This window comes from Flavobacterium gelidilacus DSM 15343 (genome assembly GCF_000422685.1).
Taxonomy (GTDB): domain Bacteria; phylum Bacteroidota; class Bacteroidia; order Flavobacteriales; family Flavobacteriaceae; genus Flavobacterium; species Flavobacterium gelidilacus.
Window position 1 is genome coordinate 173406 of the sequence record NZ_KE383904.1, and the last position, 19989, is coordinate 193394.

At 29.9% G+C, this 19989-nt stretch carries 25 protein-coding genes and 1 tRNA gene; 9 read left to right on the forward strand and 17 right to left on the reverse strand.

Going from position 1 to position 19989, the window contains the following annotated elements; all coding sequences use genetic code 11:
* Positions 1–18 precede the first annotated feature (18 nt).
* The 4 genes from lptB to G507_RS0113295 form a co-directional block, all read right to left on the reverse strand.
* The gene (lptB, locus tag G507_RS0113280) at positions 19–759 is read right to left on the reverse strand and encodes an LPS export ABC transporter ATP-binding protein (RefSeq protein WP_026717945.1); all 741 of its coding nucleotides are present in this window, start codon (positions 757–759) and stop codon (positions 19–21) included.
* A 148-nt stretch (positions 760–907) separates the two neighbouring features.
* Entirely contained in the window at positions 908–1258 is a 351-nt protein-coding gene (locus G507_RS0113285) for a carboxymuconolactone decarboxylase family protein (protein ID WP_026717946.1), read from the reverse strand.
* A gap of 3 nt (positions 1259–1261) precedes the next feature.
* The gene (tatC, locus tag G507_RS0113290; RefSeq protein ID WP_026717947.1) at positions 1262–2077 is read right to left on the reverse strand and encodes a twin-arginine translocase subunit TatC; all 816 of its coding nucleotides are present in this window, start codon (positions 2075–2077) and stop codon (positions 1262–1264) included.
* The gene (locus tag G507_RS0113295) at positions 2077–3042 is read right to left on the reverse strand and encodes a KpsF/GutQ family sugar-phosphate isomerase (protein WP_026717948.1); all 966 of its coding nucleotides are present in this window, start codon (positions 3040–3042) and stop codon (positions 2077–2079) included. Before G507_RS0113295 ends, tatC begins: the two co-directional genes overlap by 1 nt.
* 155 nt (positions 3043–3197) lie before the next feature.
* Between G507_RS0113295 and G507_RS0113300 the strand changes: the two genes are divergently transcribed.
* Positions 3198–5393 carry a RecQ family ATP-dependent DNA helicase gene (locus G507_RS0113300; RefSeq protein ID WP_026717949.1) on the forward strand — a complete coding sequence of 732 codons (2196 nt, stop codon included), beginning with the start codon at positions 3198–3200 and terminating at the stop codon, positions 5391–5393.
* Positions 5394–5470: 77 nt separating this feature from the next.
* Here G507_RS0113300 and G507_RS0113305 read toward each other — a convergent pair whose 3' ends face one another.
* Positions 5471–5707 carry a hypothetical protein gene (locus tag G507_RS0113305; protein WP_026717950.1) on the reverse strand — a complete coding sequence of 79 codons (237 nt, stop codon included), beginning with the start codon at positions 5705–5707 and terminating at the stop codon, positions 5471–5473.
* A 128-nt stretch (positions 5708–5835) separates the two neighbouring features.
* On the opposite strand from G507_RS0113305, the gene G507_RS0113310 reads away from it, so the two are divergent.
* The 8 genes from G507_RS0113310 (at position 5836) to G507_RS0113345 (ending at position 11305) form a co-directional block, all read left to right on the forward strand.
* Positions 5836–6627, forward strand: a complete 792-nt coding sequence (locus tag G507_RS0113310; RefSeq protein ID WP_026717951.1) for a hypothetical protein — start codon at positions 5836–5838, stop codon at positions 6625–6627.
* A gap of 42 nt (positions 6628–6669) precedes the next feature.
* Positions 6670–8232 (forward strand): NAD(P)/FAD-dependent oxidoreductase, encoded by a 1563-nt coding sequence (locus G507_RS0113315; RefSeq protein ID WP_026717952.1) that lies wholly within the window; start codon positions 6670–6672, stop codon positions 8230–8232.
* An 85-nt stretch (positions 8233–8317) separates the two neighbouring features.
* Entirely contained in the window at positions 8318–8845 is a 528-nt protein-coding gene (gene idi, locus G507_RS0113320) for an isopentenyl-diphosphate Delta-isomerase (RefSeq protein ID WP_026717953.1), read from the forward strand.
* 45 nt (positions 8846–8890) lie between these two features.
* Positions 8891–9301, forward strand: a complete 411-nt coding sequence (locus G507_RS0113325) for a 6-pyruvoyl trahydropterin synthase family protein (RefSeq protein WP_026717954.1) — start codon at positions 8891–8893, stop codon at positions 9299–9301.
* A gap of 1 nt (position 9302) precedes the next feature.
* On the forward strand, positions 9303–9755 hold the full coding sequence (locus tag G507_RS0113330; protein WP_026717955.1) for a peroxiredoxin: 453 nt from the start codon (positions 9303–9305) through the stop codon (positions 9753–9755).
* Positions 9756–9867: 112 nt separating this feature from the next.
* Positions 9868–10827, forward strand: coding sequence for a type I phosphomannose isomerase catalytic subunit (locus G507_RS0113335; protein ID WP_026717956.1), 960 nt, complete (start codon positions 9868–9870; stop codon positions 10825–10827).
* 57 nt (positions 10828–10884) lie between these two features.
* Positions 10885–11154: a hypothetical protein gene (locus G507_RS0113340; protein ID WP_026717957.1), complete on the forward strand. Its 270-nt coding sequence runs from the start codon at positions 10885–10887 to the stop codon at positions 11152–11154.
* A gap of 77 nt (positions 11155–11231) precedes the next feature.
* Positions 11232–11305, forward strand: a tRNA-Thr gene (locus tag G507_RS0113345).
* 152 nt (positions 11306–11457) lie between these two features.
* Here the strand turns inward: G507_RS0113345 and G507_RS0113350 are convergent.
* The 12 genes from G507_RS0113350 to G507_RS0113405 form a co-directional block, all read right to left on the reverse strand.
* Positions 11458–12174 (reverse strand): DUF4369 domain-containing protein, encoded by a 717-nt coding sequence (locus tag G507_RS0113350; RefSeq protein WP_026717958.1) that lies wholly within the window; start codon positions 12172–12174, stop codon positions 11458–11460.
* A 111-nt stretch (positions 12175–12285) separates the two neighbouring features.
* Positions 12286–13590: a DUF819 family protein gene (locus G507_RS0113355; RefSeq protein ID WP_026717959.1), complete on the reverse strand. Its 1305-nt coding sequence runs from the start codon at positions 13588–13590 to the stop codon at positions 12286–12288.
* 65 nt (positions 13591–13655) lie between these two features.
* Complete coding sequence (locus G507_RS0113360) at positions 13656–13973, reverse strand: type II toxin-antitoxin system RelE/ParE family toxin (protein ID WP_026717960.1); 318 nt, start codon at positions 13971–13973, stop codon at positions 13656–13658.
* A complete protein-coding gene (locus G507_RS0113365) occupies positions 13958–14170 on the reverse strand; it encodes a hypothetical protein (RefSeq protein ID WP_026717961.1) in 213 nt (70 codons plus the stop codon). Before G507_RS0113365 ends, G507_RS0113360 begins: the two co-directional genes overlap by 16 nt.
* Before the next feature lie 131 nt (positions 14171–14301).
* Entirely contained in the window at positions 14302–16164 is a 1863-nt protein-coding gene (locus G507_RS0113370) for a M61 family metallopeptidase (RefSeq protein WP_026717962.1), read from the reverse strand.
* 53 nt (positions 16165–16217) lie between these two features.
* The gene (locus G507_RS0113375; protein WP_026717963.1) at positions 16218–17141 is read right to left on the reverse strand and encodes an alpha/beta hydrolase; all 924 of its coding nucleotides are present in this window, start codon (positions 17139–17141) and stop codon (positions 16218–16220) included.
* Between the two features lie 2 nt (positions 17142–17143).
* Complete coding sequence (locus G507_RS0113380; protein ID WP_026717964.1) at positions 17144–17728, reverse strand: YIP1 family protein; 585 nt, start codon at positions 17726–17728, stop codon at positions 17144–17146.
* A complete protein-coding gene (locus tag G507_RS0113385; RefSeq protein WP_026717965.1) occupies positions 17721–18200 on the reverse strand; it encodes a hypothetical protein in 480 nt (159 codons plus the stop codon). The genes G507_RS0113380 and G507_RS0113385 overlap by 8 nt, the downstream gene beginning before the upstream one ends.
* A gap of 12 nt (positions 18201–18212) precedes the next feature.
* Positions 18213–18485: a DUF2089 family protein gene (locus G507_RS0113390; protein WP_026717966.1), complete on the reverse strand. Its 273-nt coding sequence runs from the start codon at positions 18483–18485 to the stop codon at positions 18213–18215.
* Between the two features lie 118 nt (positions 18486–18603).
* Positions 18604–18885 carry a DUF2805 domain-containing protein gene (locus tag G507_RS0113395; protein ID WP_026717967.1) on the reverse strand — a complete coding sequence of 94 codons (282 nt, stop codon included), beginning with the start codon at positions 18883–18885 and terminating at the stop codon, positions 18604–18606.
* 137 nt (positions 18886–19022) lie between these two features.
* Entirely contained in the window at positions 19023–19625 is a 603-nt protein-coding gene (locus tag G507_RS0113400; protein ID WP_026717968.1) for an alpha-ketoglutarate-dependent dioxygenase AlkB family protein, read from the reverse strand.
* A 3-nt stretch (positions 19626–19628) separates the two neighbouring features.
* A complete protein-coding gene (locus G507_RS0113405; RefSeq protein ID WP_026717969.1) occupies positions 19629–19982 on the reverse strand; it encodes a DoxX family protein in 354 nt (117 codons plus the stop codon).
* Positions 19983–19989 lie beyond the last annotated feature (7 nt).

Sequence of the window (19989 nt, forward strand, 5' to 3'; positions counted from 1 at the left end):
CGAACACTGAACACTTCTTTAAAACTCCAGCTTCTTCTTACGCAATTCAAAATTCTGTCCTAGATAAACCCTTCTTACCATTTCATCTTCCACTAATTCTTCTGGCATTCCAGCTTTTAAAATCCCACCTTCAAACATTAAGTAGGTTTTGTCTGTAATGGCTAAAGTCTCTTGAACGTTGTGATCTGTGATTAAGATTCCAATATTCTTATTTTTCAATTGAGCTACAATTCTCTGAATATCTTCAACTGCTACAGGATCAACTCCAGCAAAAGGTTCGTCTAATAAAATAAATTTTGGGTCAGTAGCTAAACATCTCGCAATTTCAGTACGACGTCGTTCTCCACCAGAAAGTAAGTCTCCACGATTGGTTCTAATGTGTTCCAAAGAAAATTCTGAAATTAATTCTTCCATTTTCGCAACTTGCTCTTCCTTGGTTTTGTTAGTCAGTTGAAGAACACTTAGAATATTATCTTCAATACTTAATTTTCTAAAAACAGAAGCTTCTTGAGCCAAATAACCAATTCCGTTTTGTGCACGTTTGTACATAGGAAAATCAGTAATATCCATATCGTCTAGGTAGATATGACCACTATTTGGTTTCACTAAACCTACAATCATGTAGAAAGAAGTCGTTTTTCCAGCACCATTTGGACCTAAAAGTCCTACAATTTCACCTTGATTTACTTCTACAGAAATACCTTTTACAACACTTCTTTTCTTATAGGTTTTTACTAAATTTTCTGCTCTTAATTTCATGTTTCTTATGGTTGCTGAGTAACTAAGTTACAAAGTTGCTGAGATTTGTTTACAAATAAACAAATAAACAATTTAACAGTTAAACGAATTAACAATTTTTTATTTTACACTGAACACTGAACACTGAACACTGAACACTGAACACTGTCTACTGAACACTGTCTTCAAGTGCTTCCCAGAATTCATAAGCTCTTCTTAGGTGTGGGATTACGATTGTTCCACCAACAAGAGTTGCGATTCCCATGGCTTCCATCATTTCTTCTTTCGTAATTCCGTTTTTGTGAGCTGTTTCTAAATGGTATTTGATGCAGTCATCACAACGTAAAACAGCTGATGCTACTAAGCCTAAAAGCTCTTTAGTTTTAACATCTAAAGCTCCTTCTGCATATGCATTAGTGTCTAGATTGAAAATTCGTTTTACAATTTTATTATTATCCGCTAATAATTTTTCATTCATTTTTGAACGGTAATCATTAAATTCTTCTACTACATTTGCCATTTTTTATTTTTCTTTAAGTTGATTTTTTACTACAACACCACTAATTAGAATGCTAATTTCATACAATAACATAATAGGTATTGCTACAATTATTTGACTGATAATATCTGGAGGTGTAATAATTGCAGAAAGGACTAGTACTATAATTAAGGTGTATTTTCTATATTGTCTAAGGGAACTTGGCGTAACTAAGCCTAGTTTAGTTAAAAAGTAGATTAAAATTGGTAATTCGAAAATCAATCCACAAGCTAAAACCGACGTTTTTATCATTCCCGTATAAGATTCTAAGTTGAATTCATTCACGATTTCTGGACTAGCCGAAAAGGAACCAAAGAAATAAACTGATAAGGGTGTTATGATAAAGTATCCAAACAATATCCCTAAAAAGAATAAAAAGGAAGATACAACAATAAAAAGCACCGCGTATTTTTTCTCTTTGTCATAAAGTGCTGGACTAATAAACTTCCAAATCTCCCATAATATGAATGGAAAACCTACTATGAATCCGACAGTAATACAAGTCCAAATCATAAAAGAAACTTGTCCACCCATATCAGTATTCTGAATGATAAAAGGCATTTCAGCATTACAAATTTGTGCGTCTTGAAAACCAAAGTAAGTTGATATTTTACAGAAAAATTGATACGTAATGAATTTTGGATTTTTTGGACCAAATAAGATATCACTATAAATATAATCGATAAAAAAGTAGGAAGCACTTGCAAATGCTAAAATAGCAATAGTACTTCTAATCAATAACCATCTTAATTCTTCAAGATGATCTAAAAATGACATTTCTGCTATATTCTTCTTTGCCATTATACAATTCCTTCTTTAAGAATATCGTGTAAATGAATAATGCCTTTATATTCTCCTTCATCAATTACAACTAATTGCGTAATGGCATTGTTTTCCAAAACATTTAAAGCTTCACTAACTAAAATTGAAGTAGAAATATTTTTAGGGCTTTTAGTCATTATATCTTTAGCAGTTAAATCCGCAAACGTATCTCTATCGTTTAACATTCTACGAATATCACCATCTGTTATTATTCCGATAACTTTGTTGTTTTCTATAACTGCAGTAACCCCTAAACGTTTTTCAGAAATCTCCATGATTACTTTTTTTATTGAAGCCTCAGGATTAACTTGTGGCGCATGTGTTGTATCCAACATATCCTTTACACGAAGTAATAATTTTTTACCTAAAGCTCCTCCAGGATGATAAATGGCAAAATCTTCACTTTTAAAGTTCCTCATTTCCATTAAACAAACGGCTAAGGCATCACCTAAAACCAATTGTGCCGTTGTTGAATTTGTTGGTGCTAAATTATTTGGATCAGATTCAGCGTCAACATGAGCATGCAAAACATGATGTGATTCTTTGCCTAAAAACGAATTTAAATCAGCAGTCATACCTATTAAAGTATTGCCAAAACGTTTTAATAAAGGAACTAAAACTTTTATTTCTGGACTATTTCCACTTTTAGAAATACAAATTACAATGTCCTCATTTAGTAACATTCCCAAATCACCATGTACAGCTTCAGAAGCATGTAAAAACATAGAAGGTGTTCCGGTTGAGTTTAAAGTTGCTACGATTTTTTGAGCAATAATAGCGCTTTTGCCAATTCCTGTAACAACAACTCTTCCTTTGCATACAAATATTTTTTCTACACTTTCAGCAAAATCAGTTGTTAAATAATCTGCAAGTTTTGCAATGCTTTCACTTTCAGATAGTATTGTTTTTTTTGCATTTAATAGAATGTTTTCAGTAGTGTTCAAAATTTATTTTTATTTTATTTTGGTTTTTTAAAGAAAGTTGTATATTTATAGATGCAAATTTAGGTAAAATCATCTTAAAACATAATATTTAGGTAGAGATATATTTCTAATAAAATTAAATGATTACCTTCAAAGAATTAAATGCACCAAAAAGAATGAAATCTAGCGAAATAGACATACATAAAGAATTAAAAAAGTATTTTGGATTTAACCAATTTAAAGGTCTACAAGAAGGTGTTGTAAAAAGTATTATAACTGGAAACAACACATTTGTAATTATGCCAACTGGTGGAGGAAAATCGTTGTGTTATCAACTTCCTGCATTAGTTTTGGGTGGAACAGCTATTGTTGTTTCCCCTTTAATTGCTCTAATGAAGAACCAAGTAGATGCCATGCGAAGCATAAGTTCAGAATATGGAATTGCCCATGTTTTAAACTCTTCACTGACTAAAACGGAAATAAATCAGGTTAAAGCAGATATCAGATCAGGTGTCACAAAATTATTATATGTAGCACCAGAATCATTAGCTAAAGAAGACTATATTAATTTTTTTAATGAAGTGCCTGTGTCGTTTGTCGCAATTGATGAAGCACATTGTATTTCAGAATGGGGTCACGACTTTAGACCAGAATATAGAAATTTAAGAAACATTATAAGGTTGCTTGGAGATATTCCAATTATTGGATTAACTGCAACCGCTACTCCAAAAGTGCAAGAAGACATCCTAAAAAACTTAGAAATGTCTAACGCCAATACTTTTAAAGCTTCATTTAATAGACCAAACCTATACTATGAAATCCGTACAAAAACTAAAAATGTTGAATCAGATATTATTAGATTTATAAAACAGCACAAAGGAAAATCGGGTGTTATTTATTGTTTAAGTCGTAAAAAAGTTGAAGAAATAGCACAAGTACTTCAGGTAAACGGAATTTCTGCGGTTCCTTATCACGCAGGATTAGATGCTAAAACAAGAGCCAGACATCAAGATATGTTCTTAATGGAAGATGTTGATGTCGTTGTAGCAACAATCGCATTTGGAATGGGAATTGACAAACCAGATGTTCGATTTGTAATTCATCATGATATTCCAAAATCATTAGAAAGTTATTATCAAGAAACGGGTCGTGCTGGTCGTGATGGAGGAGAAGGACATTGTTTAGCTTACTACTCATACAAAGATGTTGAGAAATTGGAGAAATTCATGTCAGGAAAACCAGTTGCTGAACAAGAAGTTGGTTTTTCTTTGTTGCAAGAAGTTGTGGCTTATGCTGAAACTTCAATGAGTCGTAGAAAATTTTTACTGCATTATTTTGGAGAAGAATTTGACGATGTAAATGGAGATGGAGCAGACATGGATGATAATGTTCGCAATCCCAAGAAAAAAGTTGAAGCCCAAGATCAAGTCGTGATTTTGCTAAATATGGTGAGAGATACTAAGCAAATATTTAAATCAAAAGAATTGATTTTTGCTTTAGTTGGAAAAGTAAACGCTATTATTAAAGCCCAAAAAATAGATGTTCAGCCTTACTTCGGAAAAGGAAGTGCTTTTGAAGAAAGATATTGGATGGCTTTAATTCGTCAGGTTTTAGTAGATGGGCTATTAGGAAAAGATATTGAAAGTTATGGTGTTCTAAAAACAACAGCCAAAGGAGAAGCTTATTTAAAAAACCCAACTTCATTTATGATGTCAGAAGACCATGAATATAATGAAGTAGAAGATGATGCAATTGTAACAGCATCTAAATCAACAGGAATTGCTGATGAAGTATTAATGGCAATGTTGAAAGATTTACGTAAAAAAGAAGCTAAAAAATTAAGTGTACCACCATTCGTGATTTTTCAAGATCCGTCTTTAGAAGATATGGCTTTAAAATACCCTATTTCTATAGTAGAACTTAGTAATATTCACGGAGTTGGAGAAGGAAAAGCCAAAAAATACGGACCTCCTTTTGTAGCCTTAATTAACAGATATGTTGATGAAAATGATATAACTCGTCCAGATGATTTGGTAGTTAAATCTACAGGAGCAAATTCAGGATTAAAACTTTATGTTATTCAGAATGTAGATAGAAAATTAGCGTTGGATGATATTGCGAAAGCCAAAGGTTTATCGATGGATGATTTGTTAAAAGAAATGGAACAAATCGTTTATTCTGGAACGAAATTAAATATAAAATATTGGGTTGATGATATATTAGATGATGAACAACAAGAAGAAATTCATGATTATTTTATGGAATCTGAATCTGATAAAATAGATGCTGCACTAAAAGAATTTGACGGTGATTATGATACTGAAGAGTTACGCTTAATGCGAATTAAGTTTATTAGTGAAGTAGCGAATTAGAAGTTGAAATTCCAATATTTTAAATTCCAAATTCCTAACTATAGTAGTTGGAATTTGGAATTTATTTTTTTAGAATTTTATTCAAAAACTTCTCCACGATGAGGTTTCAAAGCATCGCGAACCATTATCATATCTTTTTCTTCTACAACCATAAAAGCAATAGCGTACATTTCGTTTAGAACTTCAAAACCAGTGATGTTTAATTCAAGTTTTTCTGCTTCTATGAATTCTTTTAAATGAATTTCGTGATGTTCAGCTGTTTTGGCAGCAACTTCTCCTCTAAAATCCCAAATTAGTTTTATTTTTCTCGACATAATTTTTATAAAAAACAAAGTTACAACTTCAAAAAACATTTCTTTGCTTTTGCAAAAAATAAAAAATGTTCTAATTTTCTTAATTGATATTATATATTCATTATTTTTGATCTCAAATTTAAAAAAAAATGAAAAAAAAAGCCTGTAATGTTCTTTTATTTATCCTTATTACAAGTGTAATTTCTTGTTCAAATGATGATTCTTCTTCTTCTTCTTCTTCTGCTTTAACAACAAATACAATTAAAAAAATTGAAGAAAAGGTATATTATAATGGTCAGGTTGATACGGACTATTATATGGATTTTAATTATGAAAATAATCTATTAAAATCACTTTCTGATTCTAACAATAGATTGGATTTTGTATACGATGGTTCAAAAATCATTGAAATCAAAAGATTAGTAAATAATCTATATGTTGAGTCTAATTTTCTGACTTATGAAGGAGATTTGTTAACAACAATTATTCAAGATGATCAAGACGAGAAAACGACATTTAGTTATCAAAATGGTATTCTAGTTTCAAAAACAAATAGTTATAGCAATAATGGAAATTGGGTGATTTTTAATTCTGAAGATTATCAAATTACTTCTAATAATATAATAAAAACTATTTTTCAAAATCAATTTTCAACTCAATCTTACAAACAAACGTTTGAATTTGATGCCAAGAACAGTATGATGAAAAACATGAATCCTTATTTAAAGTATCTTTTAGAATTGGAAACTTGTAATGTTATTAATCAAAACAATTTGATTAAAAGTTATAGTTATGACAACATAAATTCAATTCAAGGGACACAATTTAGAGATTTTGTAATAACTTACAACGCAGAAGATTATCCAATTCATATTAAAAAATATAATTTTAATGGTAGTCAGCAAGAATTAATATCAGAAATAATAATTACTTATAATTAATTTCTGAAAATCTATAATCTGAATATCTGAACCTCAAAAAAAATGCCAAAAGAATTCCAATTTCAAGTTGCACCAGAAGTTGCCTCAAATGAAAATTTGTTAGCACAAGCCGTTGCTAAACAATTGCAAATTTCTGTAAAAGATATTCAGAAAGTTGTAGTGCAAAAGCGTTCCATTGATGCTCGTCAAAAAGCTGTTAAATTCAACGTCAAAGGACAAGTTTTTTTGCAAAATGAAGCTTTTGTGGATACTGAAATTCAATTGCCAAATTACCCAAATGTTTCCAATAAACAAGAAGTTATTGTCGTTGGTGCTGGTCCAGCTGGATTATTTGCAGCTTTACAATTAATTGAATTAGGCTTAAAACCGATTGTCATTGAAAGAGGAAAAGATGTTCGTGGAAGACGAAGAGATTTAAAATCCATAAACGTTGAAGGAATTGTAAATGAAGATTCCAATTATTGTTTCGGTGAAGGTGGAGCAGGAACTTATTCAGATGGGAAATTATATACACGTTCCAAAAAACGTGGTGATGTAGATAGAATTTTAGAACTTTTAGTCGCTTTTGGTGCAACGTCAGAAATTTTAGTAGAAGCTCATCCACATATTGGAACCAATAAACTACCTCAAATTATTCAGGATATTCGTGAGAAAATTATCGAATGTGGTGGACAAGTTTTATTTGAAAAAAGAGTCACAGATTTTACTATAAAAAACAATGAAATTCAAGGAGTAGTTTTGCACGATGGAACTACAATTGAATCCAATAAAGTCATTTTAGCAACCGGTCATTCTGCCAGAGATATTTTTGAATTATTACATAAAAAAGATATTTTTATTGAAGCTAAACCTTTTGCGCTTGGAGTAAGAGCAGAACATCCACAGGAATTGATAGATAAAATTCAATATTCTTGTGATTTTCGTGGTGAATTTTTGCCTCCAGCACCCTATTCAATCGTAAAACAAGTTGCAGGTCGTGGCATGTATTCGTTTTGTATGTGTCCAGGAGGCGTAATTGCTCCTTGTGCTACGAGTCCAGGTGAAGTAGTTACTAACGGATGGTCACCTTCTAAAAGAGATCAAGCAACAGCTAATTCGGGAATTGTAGTTGAATTAAAATTAGAAGATTTCAAACCATTTGAAAAATTTGGACCTTTGGCCGGAATGGAGTTTCAAAAAGCCATAGAACAAAAAGCTTGGCAATTAGCAGGAGAAACTCAAAAAGTTCCAGCTCAAAGAATGGTAGATTTTACTCAAACGAAAGTTTCATCATCGATACCAAAAACATCTTATGTGCCAGGAACAACTTCTGTAGAATTAGGAGAAGTTTTTCCAAGTTTCTTAACCCAAACCATGAGAGAAGGATTTGTGCATTTTGGTAAATCTATGAATGGTTATTTTACCAATGAAGCTATTTTACATGCACCAGAAAGTAGAACATCTTCACCAGTCAGAATTCCAAGAGATAATCAAACCTTAGAACATGTTCAAATTAAAGGATTATATCCTTGTGGTGAAGGAGCAGGTTATGCCGGTGGAATTATTTCTGCAGCAATAGATGGCGAAAAATGTGCTTTAATGATTTCAGAATCGATAAAAGCATAATTCAACAGCCGTTAAACTTTTACTAAAATTATTTTTGAGCCTTAAAATGGTACTTTTTTCGTATTTTTGAAGTGAAATAAAAACCATGATTGAAGAAAAAGTAATTTTAGTTGATATCAACGATGAACCTATAGGTTTAATGGAGAAAATGGCTGCTCATGAACAAGCCCTATTGCATCGTGCCTTTTCCGTTTTTGTATTAAATGATAAAAATGAAGTCATGTTGCAACAACGTGCTTCACACAAATACCATTCACCGCTTTTATGGACAAATACTTGTTGCAGTCATCAACGAGCAGGTGAATCAAATATTCAAGCAGGAAAAAGACGTTTAGAAGAAGAAATGGGCTTTGTTACAGAACTTAAAGAGCTTTTTCATTTCATCTACAAAGCTCCTTTTGATAATGGATTAACTGAACACGAATTAGATCATGTAATGATTGGGTATTCAAATGATGATCCAAAAATAAATTTAGAGGAAGTCGAGAGTTGGAAATGGATGAAAATTGAAGCGATCAAAAATGATATGGAAATCCATCCTGAAATTTATACGGTTTGGTTTAAAATCATTTTCGATAAATTTTACCATTATTTAGAAAACCATAAAATATAAAAATTCACCAGTCAAAAAAATCGTTAATAAACAATATTATATCAAATGAGAGTAACTGTTTCAAGAAAAGCCCATTTTAATGCAGCCCATCGATTATTTCGAAAAGATTGGTCAATGGAAAAGAATAACGCTGTTTTTGGAAAATGCAACAACCCTAATTTTCATGGTCATAATTATGAGTTAATTGTAAGTGTAACTGGTGAAATCGATCAAGAGACAGGTTTTGTTGTAGACGTAAAGATTCTGTCTGATTTAATTAAAGAACACATAGAAAACGCATTTGATCATAAAAATTTAAATGTTGATGTGTCTGATTTCGAAAATTTAAATCCAACAGCAGAAAATATTGCCGTAGTAATTTGGAATAAATTACGACCATATATTGAACAAAAAAATGATTTAGAAGTCGTTTTATATGAAACACCAAGAAATTTTGTAACCTATAAAGGAAATTAATATGGCAATTAGTAAAGGTGATATAGTACCAAACTTCAAAGCAAAAACACAATCAGGTGAAAAATTCGAATTGTCAAATTACAAAGGAAAACCTTTAGTGATTTATTTTTACCCAAAAGACAATACACCAGGTTGTACAACGCAAGCGTGTAGTTTTAGAGATCAATACCAGGATTTTCAAGATTTAGGTGCAGAAGTAATTGGTGTTAGTGGTGATTCTGAAGATTCACATGATAAGTTTGCTCTAAAGCATAAATTACCTTTTATATTGTTGTCTGACGGAAATAAAAAAATAAGAAATATTTTTGGTGTTCCAACTCACTTTTTTGGCTTATTGCCTGGAAGAGTCACTTATATTATTGATAAAGAAGGAAAAGTAGTTTCTGTTTTCAACAGTATCAAAGCAAATGTTCATATTGAGCATGCTTTAGAGATGATTCAAAAAATGAAGTAGGTTGAATTAATCTATACTTTTTACTCATTTGACTTTAATTAAACGTTTTTTATCGAAAAATCACTTTTCAAACCACATATATTGTTGATATTTGTATTGTAAATAAGACAATATGAAACTATATCCATTAACATTCGAACCCATTCTTAAAGAACGTATTTGGGGTGGAACAAAATTAAAAACATATTTAAATAAACCTATTTCTTCTGATATTACTGGAGAAAGTTGGGAATTATCTACAGTTACAAATGATATTAGTGTTGTAAATAATGGTTTTTTAAAAGGGAAAAATGTTAATCAACTGATTGAATTATATCCTAATGAGTTTTTAGGGGCAGAAGTTTTAGCGCGATTTGGAACTGAATTTCCATTGTTGTTTAAATTTATTGATGCCAAACAAGATTTATCTATTCAACTACATCCAAATGATGAATTAGCCAAAAAGCGTCATAATTCTTTTGGAAAAACAGAAATGTGGTATGTTATGCAAGCTGATGAAAATGCTCGTTTAATTGTTGGTTTCAAAGAAAATTCAAATCCAGAGGAATATAAAAAAGCTTTAGAAAATAAAAATTTGGTTACTATCTTAAACGAAGTTGAGGTCAAAGCTGGAGATGTTTTCTTTTTAGAAACTGGAACTATTCATGCAATTGGTGCTGGAATTGTAATTGCAGAAATTCAACAAACTAGTGATGTAACTTATAGGGTTTATGACTTTGATAGAGTAGATGTTAATGGAAACCAAAGAGAATTACATACAGAATTAGCTTTAGATGCTTTAAATTATAATACAACGGAAGCTCATGTTCAGTATGATTCTAAAATAAATAAAAGCAACAAAGTAGTTGATTGCAAGTATTTTAAAACTAATATTATTCCGTTAGAAGAAATTTATATTTGGAAAAAAACTAAAGAAGCTTTTACGGTTTTAATGTGTACTCAAGGTGAATTTGAATTGGAATATAACACTACTATTTCAAAATATAAAAAGGGTGATACAGTTTTGATTCCAGCTATTTTAGATGAAGTTTTGCTAAGAGGAAATGCAACACTGTTAGAAATTTCTATTTAATTTGTTGTTTGACAAATATATTGTGTAATTTTGCATCAAATTTTAAAATAAGAAAAAATGGCAAGCGTTAAGAACTTGAAAAAAGAAATCAACTACGTTTTAGGAGATATTGTAAACATCGTTTACGTTTGGGAAATGACTAATGGAGGAAAACCAACAGAAGAATCAGATAAATTAGTAGATGAAATTTACGAAACATTTGATGGATTAATGTCAAAAACAAATATTAAGAAAGTAGAAGACAAAAAAGGTCACTTTAAACAAATTCGTTCAGAGTACGAAGCAGCTGCTAATCAGTTTGTTGCAAAATTGAATGAATTAAATTAAAAAAATCATTAAAAAAAGTGCGATTTTTGTTTGGAAATTAAAAATACAAACATATATTTGCACTCGAAATTTGAGTTGCCAGCGTAGCTCAGCTGGCTAGAGCAGCTGATTTGTAATCAGCAGGTCGTGGGTTCGAGTCCCTCCGCCGGCTCAAATGTAAAGAGGAAAGTGAAAGCTTTCCTCTTTTTCGTTTTACTACTATTTAGAGATAAAAAAAACCATTTATAAATTAAGTTTTATAAAGCTTTTGCTAAATATTCTTAATTTATAAATGGTTTAATCTTTTAAGTTGAATTTTATTTTTTATTCTACTTTTTTTCTTTCTTCAATATAAGATTTTAACATCTTGCCATATTTTGATTTAGCTACCTCTGGATTCATTTTTGAATCAATGCTATCTAAATACCTTACATTGATATCAGCTATCTCTGAAAGCGCTAAAAAAGGGGCAATTTCTCTATCTGCATGTACTGTTGCGAAATTAGCAATGTATAAATATTTCTTTCGGGTCAATTTATTAGCTTCAGAAGAAATACTATCCATACTATTTTTGTTCTTTGTTTTATAGTTTTCTAGTTCTTTTTCAACTAAACCCATGTTCTTGTCATTAAATTTAGCCATCATTTGTTTAAACTCATCATACAAAACCTGATTCTTAGAACCTGTTATTTTGGCATCAGCAAAAAATGAATTTAATGTGGTTTCAATTTTCATTTCACCAGGTTCAGCAAAAAAGGGTAAATTGTTGTCAATTGAATTGGTTTGTCCTCTATCTAAAAACAAATACAACATTTCTGGACTTTCAATATTCAAATATGTGTCAAATTTTGAATCACCTTTTATCATAATACTATCTAAAACAACTAAGCTCGAATCTTGTACTTGTTGAATGTATAATTTTCCTTGACTTAGACCTTTAATATTTCCGGTTAAGTGTAAGTTTTTGCCATCGCTATCTTTTTTATTACATGAAACAAGACTAATGATGACTAGAGCTAAAGCAATTATTTTTTTTGACATTTTAATGTTTAATTTATTTTTCAAAAGTAATTATTTTTTTTGATTTTAGGATTTTCAGCTATTAGATTTTCACAAACCCTTTTAACCTCATAACCTTTTAATCCTTTAATTTTATTTAGGAGATGCAACTTCCATAAGATATGCACAAAATATTGCACCATAAGTTCCTACTACATAACCAAAAATAGCTAATAACACGCCAACACTGGCTAGTGAAGGATGAAAAGCGGAAGCGACTACAGGTGCAGAAGCTGCTCCACCAACATTAGCTTGACTTCCTACGGCAATGAAGAAATAAGGAGCTCTAATTAATTTAGCTACTCCAAAAATGATGATAAAATGAATTAGCATCCAAACAATTCCAATAGCAATTAATCCTGGATTATCCATTACTGAACCTAAATCCATTTTCATTCCGATTGAAGCTACTAATATGTAAATAAAAATACTTCCGATTTTTCCTGCTCCAGCACCATCATAAGATTTTAATGGGGTAAATGATAATGAAATTCCGATTATTGTTGCAAGTGTTATCATCCAAAAGAATTCACCTCCAAAAGTAGAAGCGAAGCTTTTAACATCATTTACACTTTCAAAATTGTTTTTGAAAAGTGTACTTAGAATATTTGCTCCATAATGGGATAAGGCGACGGCAAAAAAAGCAATTGCTAATATGATCATATAATCATTTAAAGAAGGATTTCGTTTAACACTTTCTTGATAATTAGAAACTTTGTCTTGTAATTCTTGTACCGATGAATTATCAGCTTTTAACCATTTATTGATGATTTCCTTTTTACCAATTCCGTATAAAAGAAAAGCCATTCCAAGATTTGCCACAACAATATCAACCAAGACCATGGCTCCATATTTTTGTGAGTTGTATTTGAAAATTTCCAACATAGCTGCCTGATTTGCTCCACCACCAATCCAACTTCCCGCTATGGTTGAAAGCCCTCTCCAAACGGCATCTGGACCAGCTCCTCCAACTGTTTCAGGTGAAACGATAGATATTAATAGAATTGCAATTGGACCTCCTAAAATAATTCCTACAGTTCCTGCTAAAAATATGATTAATGCTTTTGGTCCTAAATTTAATAACGCTTTTAAATCAATGCTTAATGTCATTAAAACTAAAGCAGCTGGCAATAAATAGCGACTTGCGATAAAGTAGATGTTTGAACTCTTTTCAACTTCTTCACCAGCATCATTTAGTGTAATCCATTCTGGAGAAATAATGTTGAAAGAATTTAATATAGCTGGTAATAAATAACACATTAATAATGCTGGAACAACACCGTAGAACTTTTTCCAAAAACCTTCTTCTTTAGAGGAAGTATAAAACACAAGGCCTAATAAAAGCATCAAAATTCCAAAAACTATAGTATCATCTGTAAAAAAAGGTGCGTTTCTCATGTAAATTGTTTAAGTGACGAAAATAAACAAAAAATCCTCAAAATACTATGTAAATTGAGGATTCTCTATTTGTTTTTAATTGGATTTTGTCGTGGGTCAAAAATTCTATTTATATAAATGTATTCATTTCCTATTCTATAAGTAATTTTACAATGTTTATAAATAATTTTTCTATATTCAAATTTTAAATGTAAAAAATCTTCATCAATAGATCCAATTCCTTTAAAGTCAGAATTTTCTAAGATTTCTGTATGTTTTCTGATTTTGGTAGCAATTTCAATAGCTTTTTCCGAGCCATAAATATTTATGTTAAAACGAAAGTTCTTTTCTAAATCATTTACTGCTCTTGAAGTCCATTTTACAGGTCTTATTGTTTTTTCCAACTTTCAATAGTTTCTTGAACTTGATTTTGAGTAAAAAGATTACCTTTCAAAATATCTTCTTCAGACTCTTCAATCATTTTGTCTTTTGAAGTTTGGTCTAAATAAGCCTTTGCCATTTCATAAAATATTTTTACAAATTTGTCATCTCCTTTGTTTATGTAATTATGAAGTTCTTGTTTTAGGTCAAGTGAATTCATGATAATATTTTAATTTTAAAAGGTAAATATAAAAAAAAATCCTCAAAATACTATGTAAATTGAGGATTCTGTTTTGATTGTAGTAGTTTGTCTATATCCTGAATCAAGTTTAGGATGACAAAATAGAATGATTAACCTTTTAACCAAGCTTCGCGTAAAGCTTTTTTGCTATCATCAGTTGCCATATAACCTTCTTTGATTTCTTTAGGCATAACAATTTTTCCTTTGATGTCCATTTCTTTTCCATCACGTTTGATTTTCATAGTAATTGCATCACCATCTTTCCATCCAAATGAAGCACCAACAGTTTGATTTATGTTGTTTAGATCTTGTTTTTCGCCATTAATATCTAAAATTACATCATTGTTTTTCAATCCTAATTCTTTCATGAAAGCATTTATTTCAATTTCTGGTAAGTAGAAAAATTCTTTAGTTTCAGGATTGTATGAAATAATTGGTTGATTTCCACCTACTAAAAATGGATTTCCAGTTGCTTCTACTTTTGCTTCAGTTACTCCCATTTTGGCAAAATAGTCTGCGTAAGGAATTGGAGTTTCGCCAGCTACATATTTGTTTAAGAAAGCGCCAACTGATGGGTACGTTAATTCAGTGATTTTACTAAATAATTCTTCATCTTTAAATGCTTTTTTAGTTCCATATTCATTCGATAAATCTTGCATTAATTGCAAAATACCTTTTTGACCGTTACTTTTTTCTCTAATTTCAATATCTAAACACATAGCAATTAAAGCTCCTTTTTGATAAACATTTATATATTGATCTTTGTAAGGGTCTTTTAAAACGTTTTTACTCATTTTAGTAAAACTCATTTTGTCATTCATGCTAGAAGCTTGAGCAATTTTTTCTGACATTCTTTCAAAAAATGCATCTTCTTCAATTAAACCTTGGTTAACTTGAAATAAATTGGCGAAATATTCAGTCACACCTTCATACATCCATAAATGTTCAGACATTTGAGGTTTATTGAAATCAAAATATTGAATTTCGTTAGAATGAACCGTTAATGGCGTTACAATATGAAAAAATTCATGAGAAACTACATCTTTTAATTGTTCTTGAAGCATTTCTAGTCCCATAACTTCTGGCATAACAACAGTTGTAGAAGTTGGATGTTCTAAAGCTCCAAATCCTTTTGCATCCGTTGGAGTCATGCTAGAAAGGTATAATAAGATTGCGTATTTTTTTGTGGCGTCAAATTTTCCTAAGAATTTCTTTTGAGCACGCATCATGTTTTCCATGTAAGGTGTAATTTCTTTTGCTGTATATTTTCCTGTTGGAGAATAAACAGAAATGATAATTTCCATATCATCAACCATAAATGATGTAAAATCTGGTTTTGCATACATGATTGGCATTTCAACTAAAGAAGCATATTTTGAAGCTACAAACACATCTTTTGCGTCAGAAGCATCTAAATCATTCATAGCAGAAACTCCTAATAAAGTAGCTGGATGATTAACCGTTAATTTATAGGCAACTTCTTCTTTTGTTGTAAAGTAACCTACAAATCCGTGTAAGTTTAACATGAAGTTTTTTCCAGCATCAATGTTTGTTCCTGCAGGAGAAAACACATCGGAAGAGTTTCCAAATCCACCACCTTTTTCAATATCATAAGTGTCATTTACTAAATATGAAACTTTTGATAATTTAGTAGCATCACTAATTGTATAAGAATTGACATCTAATTTAGTAACTCTTAAAGGGTTTCCTTTAGCATCAAAAGCTTTTAAATCGTCAATATATTTTCCGTAATCATCATCAGAATAAGTTCCTGGAACGATTTTAGGAATGTTAAATGTAGCCGTTTCGGTTGTAAAAGTTGGCGCCATAATGCTTACCATTACTTTGTCTTCTTTTACGTTAACTAAATCAATAGTTACATCTACATCATTTTGTTTTGAAGCAGTTGTAGTTGCTGTTTTACAACTAAATAAGAAACTTGCTAGTGCAAGCGTTAGAATTATTTTTTTCATTTTTTATTTATTGAATTACCAATAAGTAGTTTTTTATTGAAAAATGTTACAATTTAAAGTGATTTTATGAATGAATTAATAGTTTCAGATAATTCATTCATGATTGGTAAATCTGGATTAGAATAAGATTTTATATTTTCTTCATCTTCATTTATTTCTTTAAAAATATGATTCATTTTGTCAATAATTTTTAATTGTGATTTTGGGTTGGCTTCGTATAATAATTTTGCTTCGCTTTCTGCAACTTGAATATCTTTTGTGCCATTTATGATGAGAATTGGAATATTTAATTTTTTAACTTCTACTTGAGGATTGTATTTCATCCAAGAAATCATATAAGGCTGAACGCTTTCTCTAAAAATAGAAGCTAACATTTGATTTTCTAACTTAAAAGTTTTTCCTTCTTTTAAAATTTTGAAGTTTTCCTCGGTTTTAGCTTTCAAAAAAGGTGCTTGTTTTTCAATTTGTTCTGTAATAATTAAATCAATAGTTCTTCCTGCACCAGCTAAAGAAATATAAGCATCTGCATTGTCTTTGGCTGCAATCATTCCTATTAAAGAGCCTTCACTGTGACCAGCAATGATGATTTTGTTGTATTTGTTTTGTTTTTTGAAATAAGTAATAATATCTTTTACATCAGTAATAAAATCATCAAAACGAAGTGATTTTTCGTCTAAATTTCCTTCTTTCATTTGGGTAATGATTCTTTTGTCAAAACTAAAAGCAACATTTCCATCTTTTGCAATGGCTTCAGCTAAATATTTTAAGGAATTATTTTGCATTCCAAGTTGGTTTCCATTTCTGTTTGTTGGACCAGAACCAGCAATTATAATTACTAAATTTGGTTTTGAGGAAATAGTATTTTCAATTGAAAAAAGTGTACCTTTTATCAGAGAATTGACTTCAATTTCTTCTGTTTTTATTTCTTGAGCGAAAACAACTAGTGGAAATAGTAGTAAGCATATGATTTTTTTCATTTTTATAAATTTAAAAGTTGATAAGTGTAAGATGAAGCGAAATTTGCAATAAGAATTACAAGAATAAATAATACAATCTGTTTGGTGGTTTTTGCATTTGTAGCTGTTTTGAAACCATTCCACAATAAGATGGAAAGCCCTATTATTCCAACCAAACTTAGTATCGAAGTTAGAAATAAAACAAAATAGTCTTGGGTTGAAATAGTTATATTTTTTAAATCATTTAGACTTTCTAAGAGTTTGTTTGAAATAGTTGAAGATGCATCATTAATATTTGCGAGAGTTGTTAAGTAAAACGGAATTCTTGCAATCAAGCTACTATTTAAAATGTCTATGAATCTAGTTTTTGAGTTAAAATACTTTCCCAAGGCAAACAAAAAAAATGTCAAAATCAGCGTTAAGGCTATATTTTGAAGTAAATGATTGATAAAGCTAATGCTATCTGGAAATGAAATATGTAAAATACTGTCAAATAGTGCATTAAATTGATAACCCAAAAAAGAGCCAAAAAGCAAGAATAGTATTCCGAAAATTAACAATTGTTTCTCAGAATATTTTTCAAACGGATTTAAAAGTGCTTTAATCATTTTGTATTGATTTTATGATTTTTGATAATTCTTCTGGTTTTTGAGTTCCTATTAAAATAGAATTTTTGAAAGAATTTTTATTAGTGTAATGGATTTTTAATCCTTTATTGCCAGAAATATTATAAGCTCCCAAACGAATTCCCCAACCGCCATAATCCATTATGGGATTGTATTTTAGAACTTCCATTTTTTCAATATTTTGAAATTTATATGATTTATGAATCCCAAAAGGAAAAAACTTAATTTCAATTTTATCTTGATAAACTTTAGTTTTTAGACTCATAATATAAAAAAGTAAGAATACTAAAAGCATTATTACAATCGGAATGATGGCTAAACTTTTTGAACCATTTCCGTAGTTTTTTTCAATAAATATTTTGTAAAATATAAATGCATTTAAGCCTAAAATTAACAACCACAACCACCATTGACGAAATTGCTGTTTTTCTTCAAATAAGATTTTTTCTTCCATAATTTTAAATTTTCAATCATTCAATTTTTTAATCTTCTCAATCATATCATCCAATTTATTACGCACAGTAGGGTAGCTATTTCCCATTTGGGTTGCCATTTCTTTTAAACTTCCGCTGGTTAGAAAAAATTGAAGAATAAAATTTTGCTCTTCTTCTGAAAGTTGTGATAATATAGGAAGAGGATAATTGCCAGAAACTTTCGTTTCACAGTTTTGACAACTCAATTGTGTTACAATAAGAGTGCTTTCACAACTTGGACAATTTTTAGGGAATTTAGGTTTCATATCAAATATATTCATACAAAGATAAATATTATTTAATAAAAAATAAACAAAGTTAAAGTATTTTTTAATTTTGTTTAAAAAAGTGTAAAAAAAACGCTTGATGAACAAGCGTTAAGTTTTAATCAAATTTATTTTTTATGTAGTATTTTGCATCTAAATCGTCATCTTCAATAGTGTTGAACTTTAAAGGTTTAGGTTTAGGTTTACTTGCAATAGCTTTCTTTTTCCATAACTCAAAATTTTCTTTATTGAGTTTTTTTCGCATAAAGTCATTGACATCATTTTCTACAATACCAAATTCTTCTTTTATGACTTCGTAAGGTTTTTTCTCTTCTTGAGCCATATTGACAATTCGCTCTAAAGTTTCATTGTCTAATTCTGAAATTTTTCTTTTTTTCATTTTATGAAAATTACTTCACATTTTTTAAGGTTATTATTTACAATATTAACAAAAAAAGAGCAGTTTTTCAATATTCATTTAATTTTTAACAATTTAATAAAATATAAACGTCAATTTATTAATTTTTTAAAAAATATTTATAAAATAGTCCTAAAAGTTAAATTTATTCTTGGATTTTTACTACTTGTTGTTTTTGGGATTTGATGTTTGTAATGAATTTGACTACCTTCTTTCATCAAAATCAAACTACCATGTTTTAAAATTACATGTTGCTTTGCTTCTTTTATAGTATTGTGTTTCAGTTGAAAAGTACGTTCTTCTCCTAAACTAATCGAAGCAATAATAGGATTTCTACCTAATTCTTTTTCATTATCGGCATGCCAACCGTTACTATCTCTTTCGTTTCTATATAAATTGAGTAGAACAGTAGTAAATTTATGTTTTGCTTTTTCTTCAACTAACTCTTTTAAATGTATTAGCGTTGCATTCCATGGATGAGGATTCATAATAATATTAGAGTATTTATAGGGTTTTCCTTCATTTCCATATAAAGCAGTTAATCGTGGTTGCAAATGGTTTTTTCCATAAACAGTGATTGTGTCTTGTTGCCAAGGTGTTTTTTCGTTTAATAATTTAAAAAACTCATCTGCCTTTTCTTTGGTTAAAAAGTTGGGGTAATACTCAAAAATTGCATCGGGCAATTCTAAAATAATTTTTTCTTCTGGAAATAGGTTTAACATAGTTTAAAGATATTGAATTGCCCAATAAATTAATAAAAACTGTAATGGAAGTCTTAAAATTAAAACCCATTTAGGCATTCGTAAACTGGCTTTTTCATTTTGCAACATATAAAAATGAGTAGCAAAAAAGCCAATTAATAAAATTATTATTCCCACTGAAGCAATTGGAGCTAATGATTTAAAGAGAAGTATTATTCCAAATACAATTTCTAAAATACCACTTGCTTTATTGATTAATGAAGCATTAGGAAGGTAAGGAGGAATAATCTTAAGATATAATTTGGGAACTCTAAAATGGTTTATACCAGCAATGATATAAATACCAGCCATTAGATATTGATGCCAAGGTAAATTCATGGTTTTT

What these genes read in the sequence shown, in the direction of transcription:
- G507_RS0113285 (WP_026717946.1), bottom strand. Translation starts at nt 1,258, where the DNA reads ATGGCAAATGTAGTAGAAGAATTTAATGATTACCGTTCAAAAATGAAT.
- G507_RS0113380 (WP_026717964.1), bottom strand. Translation starts at nt 17,728, where the DNA reads ATGATTAAAGCACTTTTAAATCCGTTTGAAAAATATTCTGAGAAACAA.
- tatC (WP_026717947.1), bottom strand. Translation starts at nt 2,077, where the DNA reads ATGGCAAAGAAGAATATAGCAGAAATGTCATTTTTAGATCATCTTGAA.
- G507_RS0113365 (WP_026717961.1), bottom strand. Translation starts at nt 14,170, where the DNA reads ATGAATTCACTTGACCTAAAACAAGAACTTCATAATTACATAAACAAA.
- G507_RS0113385 (WP_026717965.1), bottom strand. Translation starts at nt 18,200, where the DNA reads ATGGAAGAAAAAATCTTATTTGAAGAAAAACAGCAATTTCGTCAATGG.
- G507_RS0113390 (WP_026717966.1), bottom strand. Translation starts at nt 18,485, where the DNA reads ATGAAACCTAAATTCCCTAAAAATTGTCCAAGTTGTGAAAGCACTCTT.
- G507_RS0113335 (WP_026717956.1), top strand. Translation starts at nt 9,868, where the DNA reads ATGAAACTATATCCATTAACATTCGAACCCATTCTTAAAGAACGTATT.
- G507_RS0113310 (WP_026717951.1), top strand. Translation starts at nt 5,836, where the DNA reads ATGAAAAAAAAAGCCTGTAATGTTCTTTTATTTATCCTTATTACAAGT.
- G507_RS0113340 (WP_026717957.1), top strand. Translation starts at nt 10,885, where the DNA reads ATGGCAAGCGTTAAGAACTTGAAAAAAGAAATCAACTACGTTTTAGGA.
- G507_RS0113400 (WP_026717968.1), bottom strand. Translation starts at nt 19,625, where the DNA reads ATGTTAAACCTATTTCCAGAAGAAAAAATTATTTTAGAATTGCCCGAT.
- G507_RS0113395 (WP_026717967.1), bottom strand. Translation starts at nt 18,885, where the DNA reads ATGAAAAAAAGAAAAATTTCAGAATTAGACAATGAAACTTTAGAGCGA.
- G507_RS0113330 (WP_026717955.1), top strand. Translation starts at nt 9,303, where the DNA reads ATGGCAATTAGTAAAGGTGATATAGTACCAAACTTCAAAGCAAAAACA.
- G507_RS0113300 (WP_026717949.1), top strand. Translation starts at nt 3,198, where the DNA reads ATGAAATCTAGCGAAATAGACATACATAAAGAATTAAAAAAGTATTTT.
- G507_RS0113315 (WP_026717952.1), top strand. Translation starts at nt 6,670, where the DNA reads ATGCCAAAAGAATTCCAATTTCAAGTTGCACCAGAAGTTGCCTCAAAT.
- G507_RS0113350 (WP_026717958.1), bottom strand. Translation starts at nt 12,174, where the DNA reads ATGTCAAAAAAAATAATTGCTTTAGCTCTAGTCATCATTAGTCTTGTT.
- G507_RS0113370 (WP_026717962.1), bottom strand. Translation starts at nt 16,164, where the DNA reads ATGAAAAAAATAATTCTAACGCTTGCACTAGCAAGTTTCTTATTTAGT.
- G507_RS0113355 (WP_026717959.1), bottom strand. Translation starts at nt 13,590, where the DNA reads ATGAGAAACGCACCTTTTTTTACAGATGATACTATAGTTTTTGGAATT.
- G507_RS0113375 (WP_026717963.1), bottom strand. Translation starts at nt 17,141, where the DNA reads ATGAAAAAAATCATATGCTTACTACTATTTCCACTAGTTGTTTTCGCT.
- G507_RS0113305 (WP_026717950.1), bottom strand. Translation starts at nt 5,707, where the DNA reads ATGTCGAGAAAAATAAAACTAATTTGGGATTTTAGAGGAGAAGTTGCT.
- G507_RS0113325 (WP_026717954.1), top strand. Translation starts at nt 8,891, where the DNA reads ATGAGAGTAACTGTTTCAAGAAAAGCCCATTTTAATGCAGCCCATCGA.
- lptB (WP_026717945.1), bottom strand. Translation starts at nt 759, where the DNA reads ATGAAATTAAGAGCAGAAAATTTAGTAAAAACCTATAAGAAAAGAAGT.
- G507_RS0113405 (WP_026717969.1), bottom strand. Translation starts at nt 19,982, where the DNA reads ATGAATTTACCTTGGCATCAATATCTAATGGCTGGTATTTATATCATT.
- idi (WP_026717953.1), top strand. Translation starts at nt 8,318, where the DNA reads ATGATTGAAGAAAAAGTAATTTTAGTTGATATCAACGATGAACCTATA.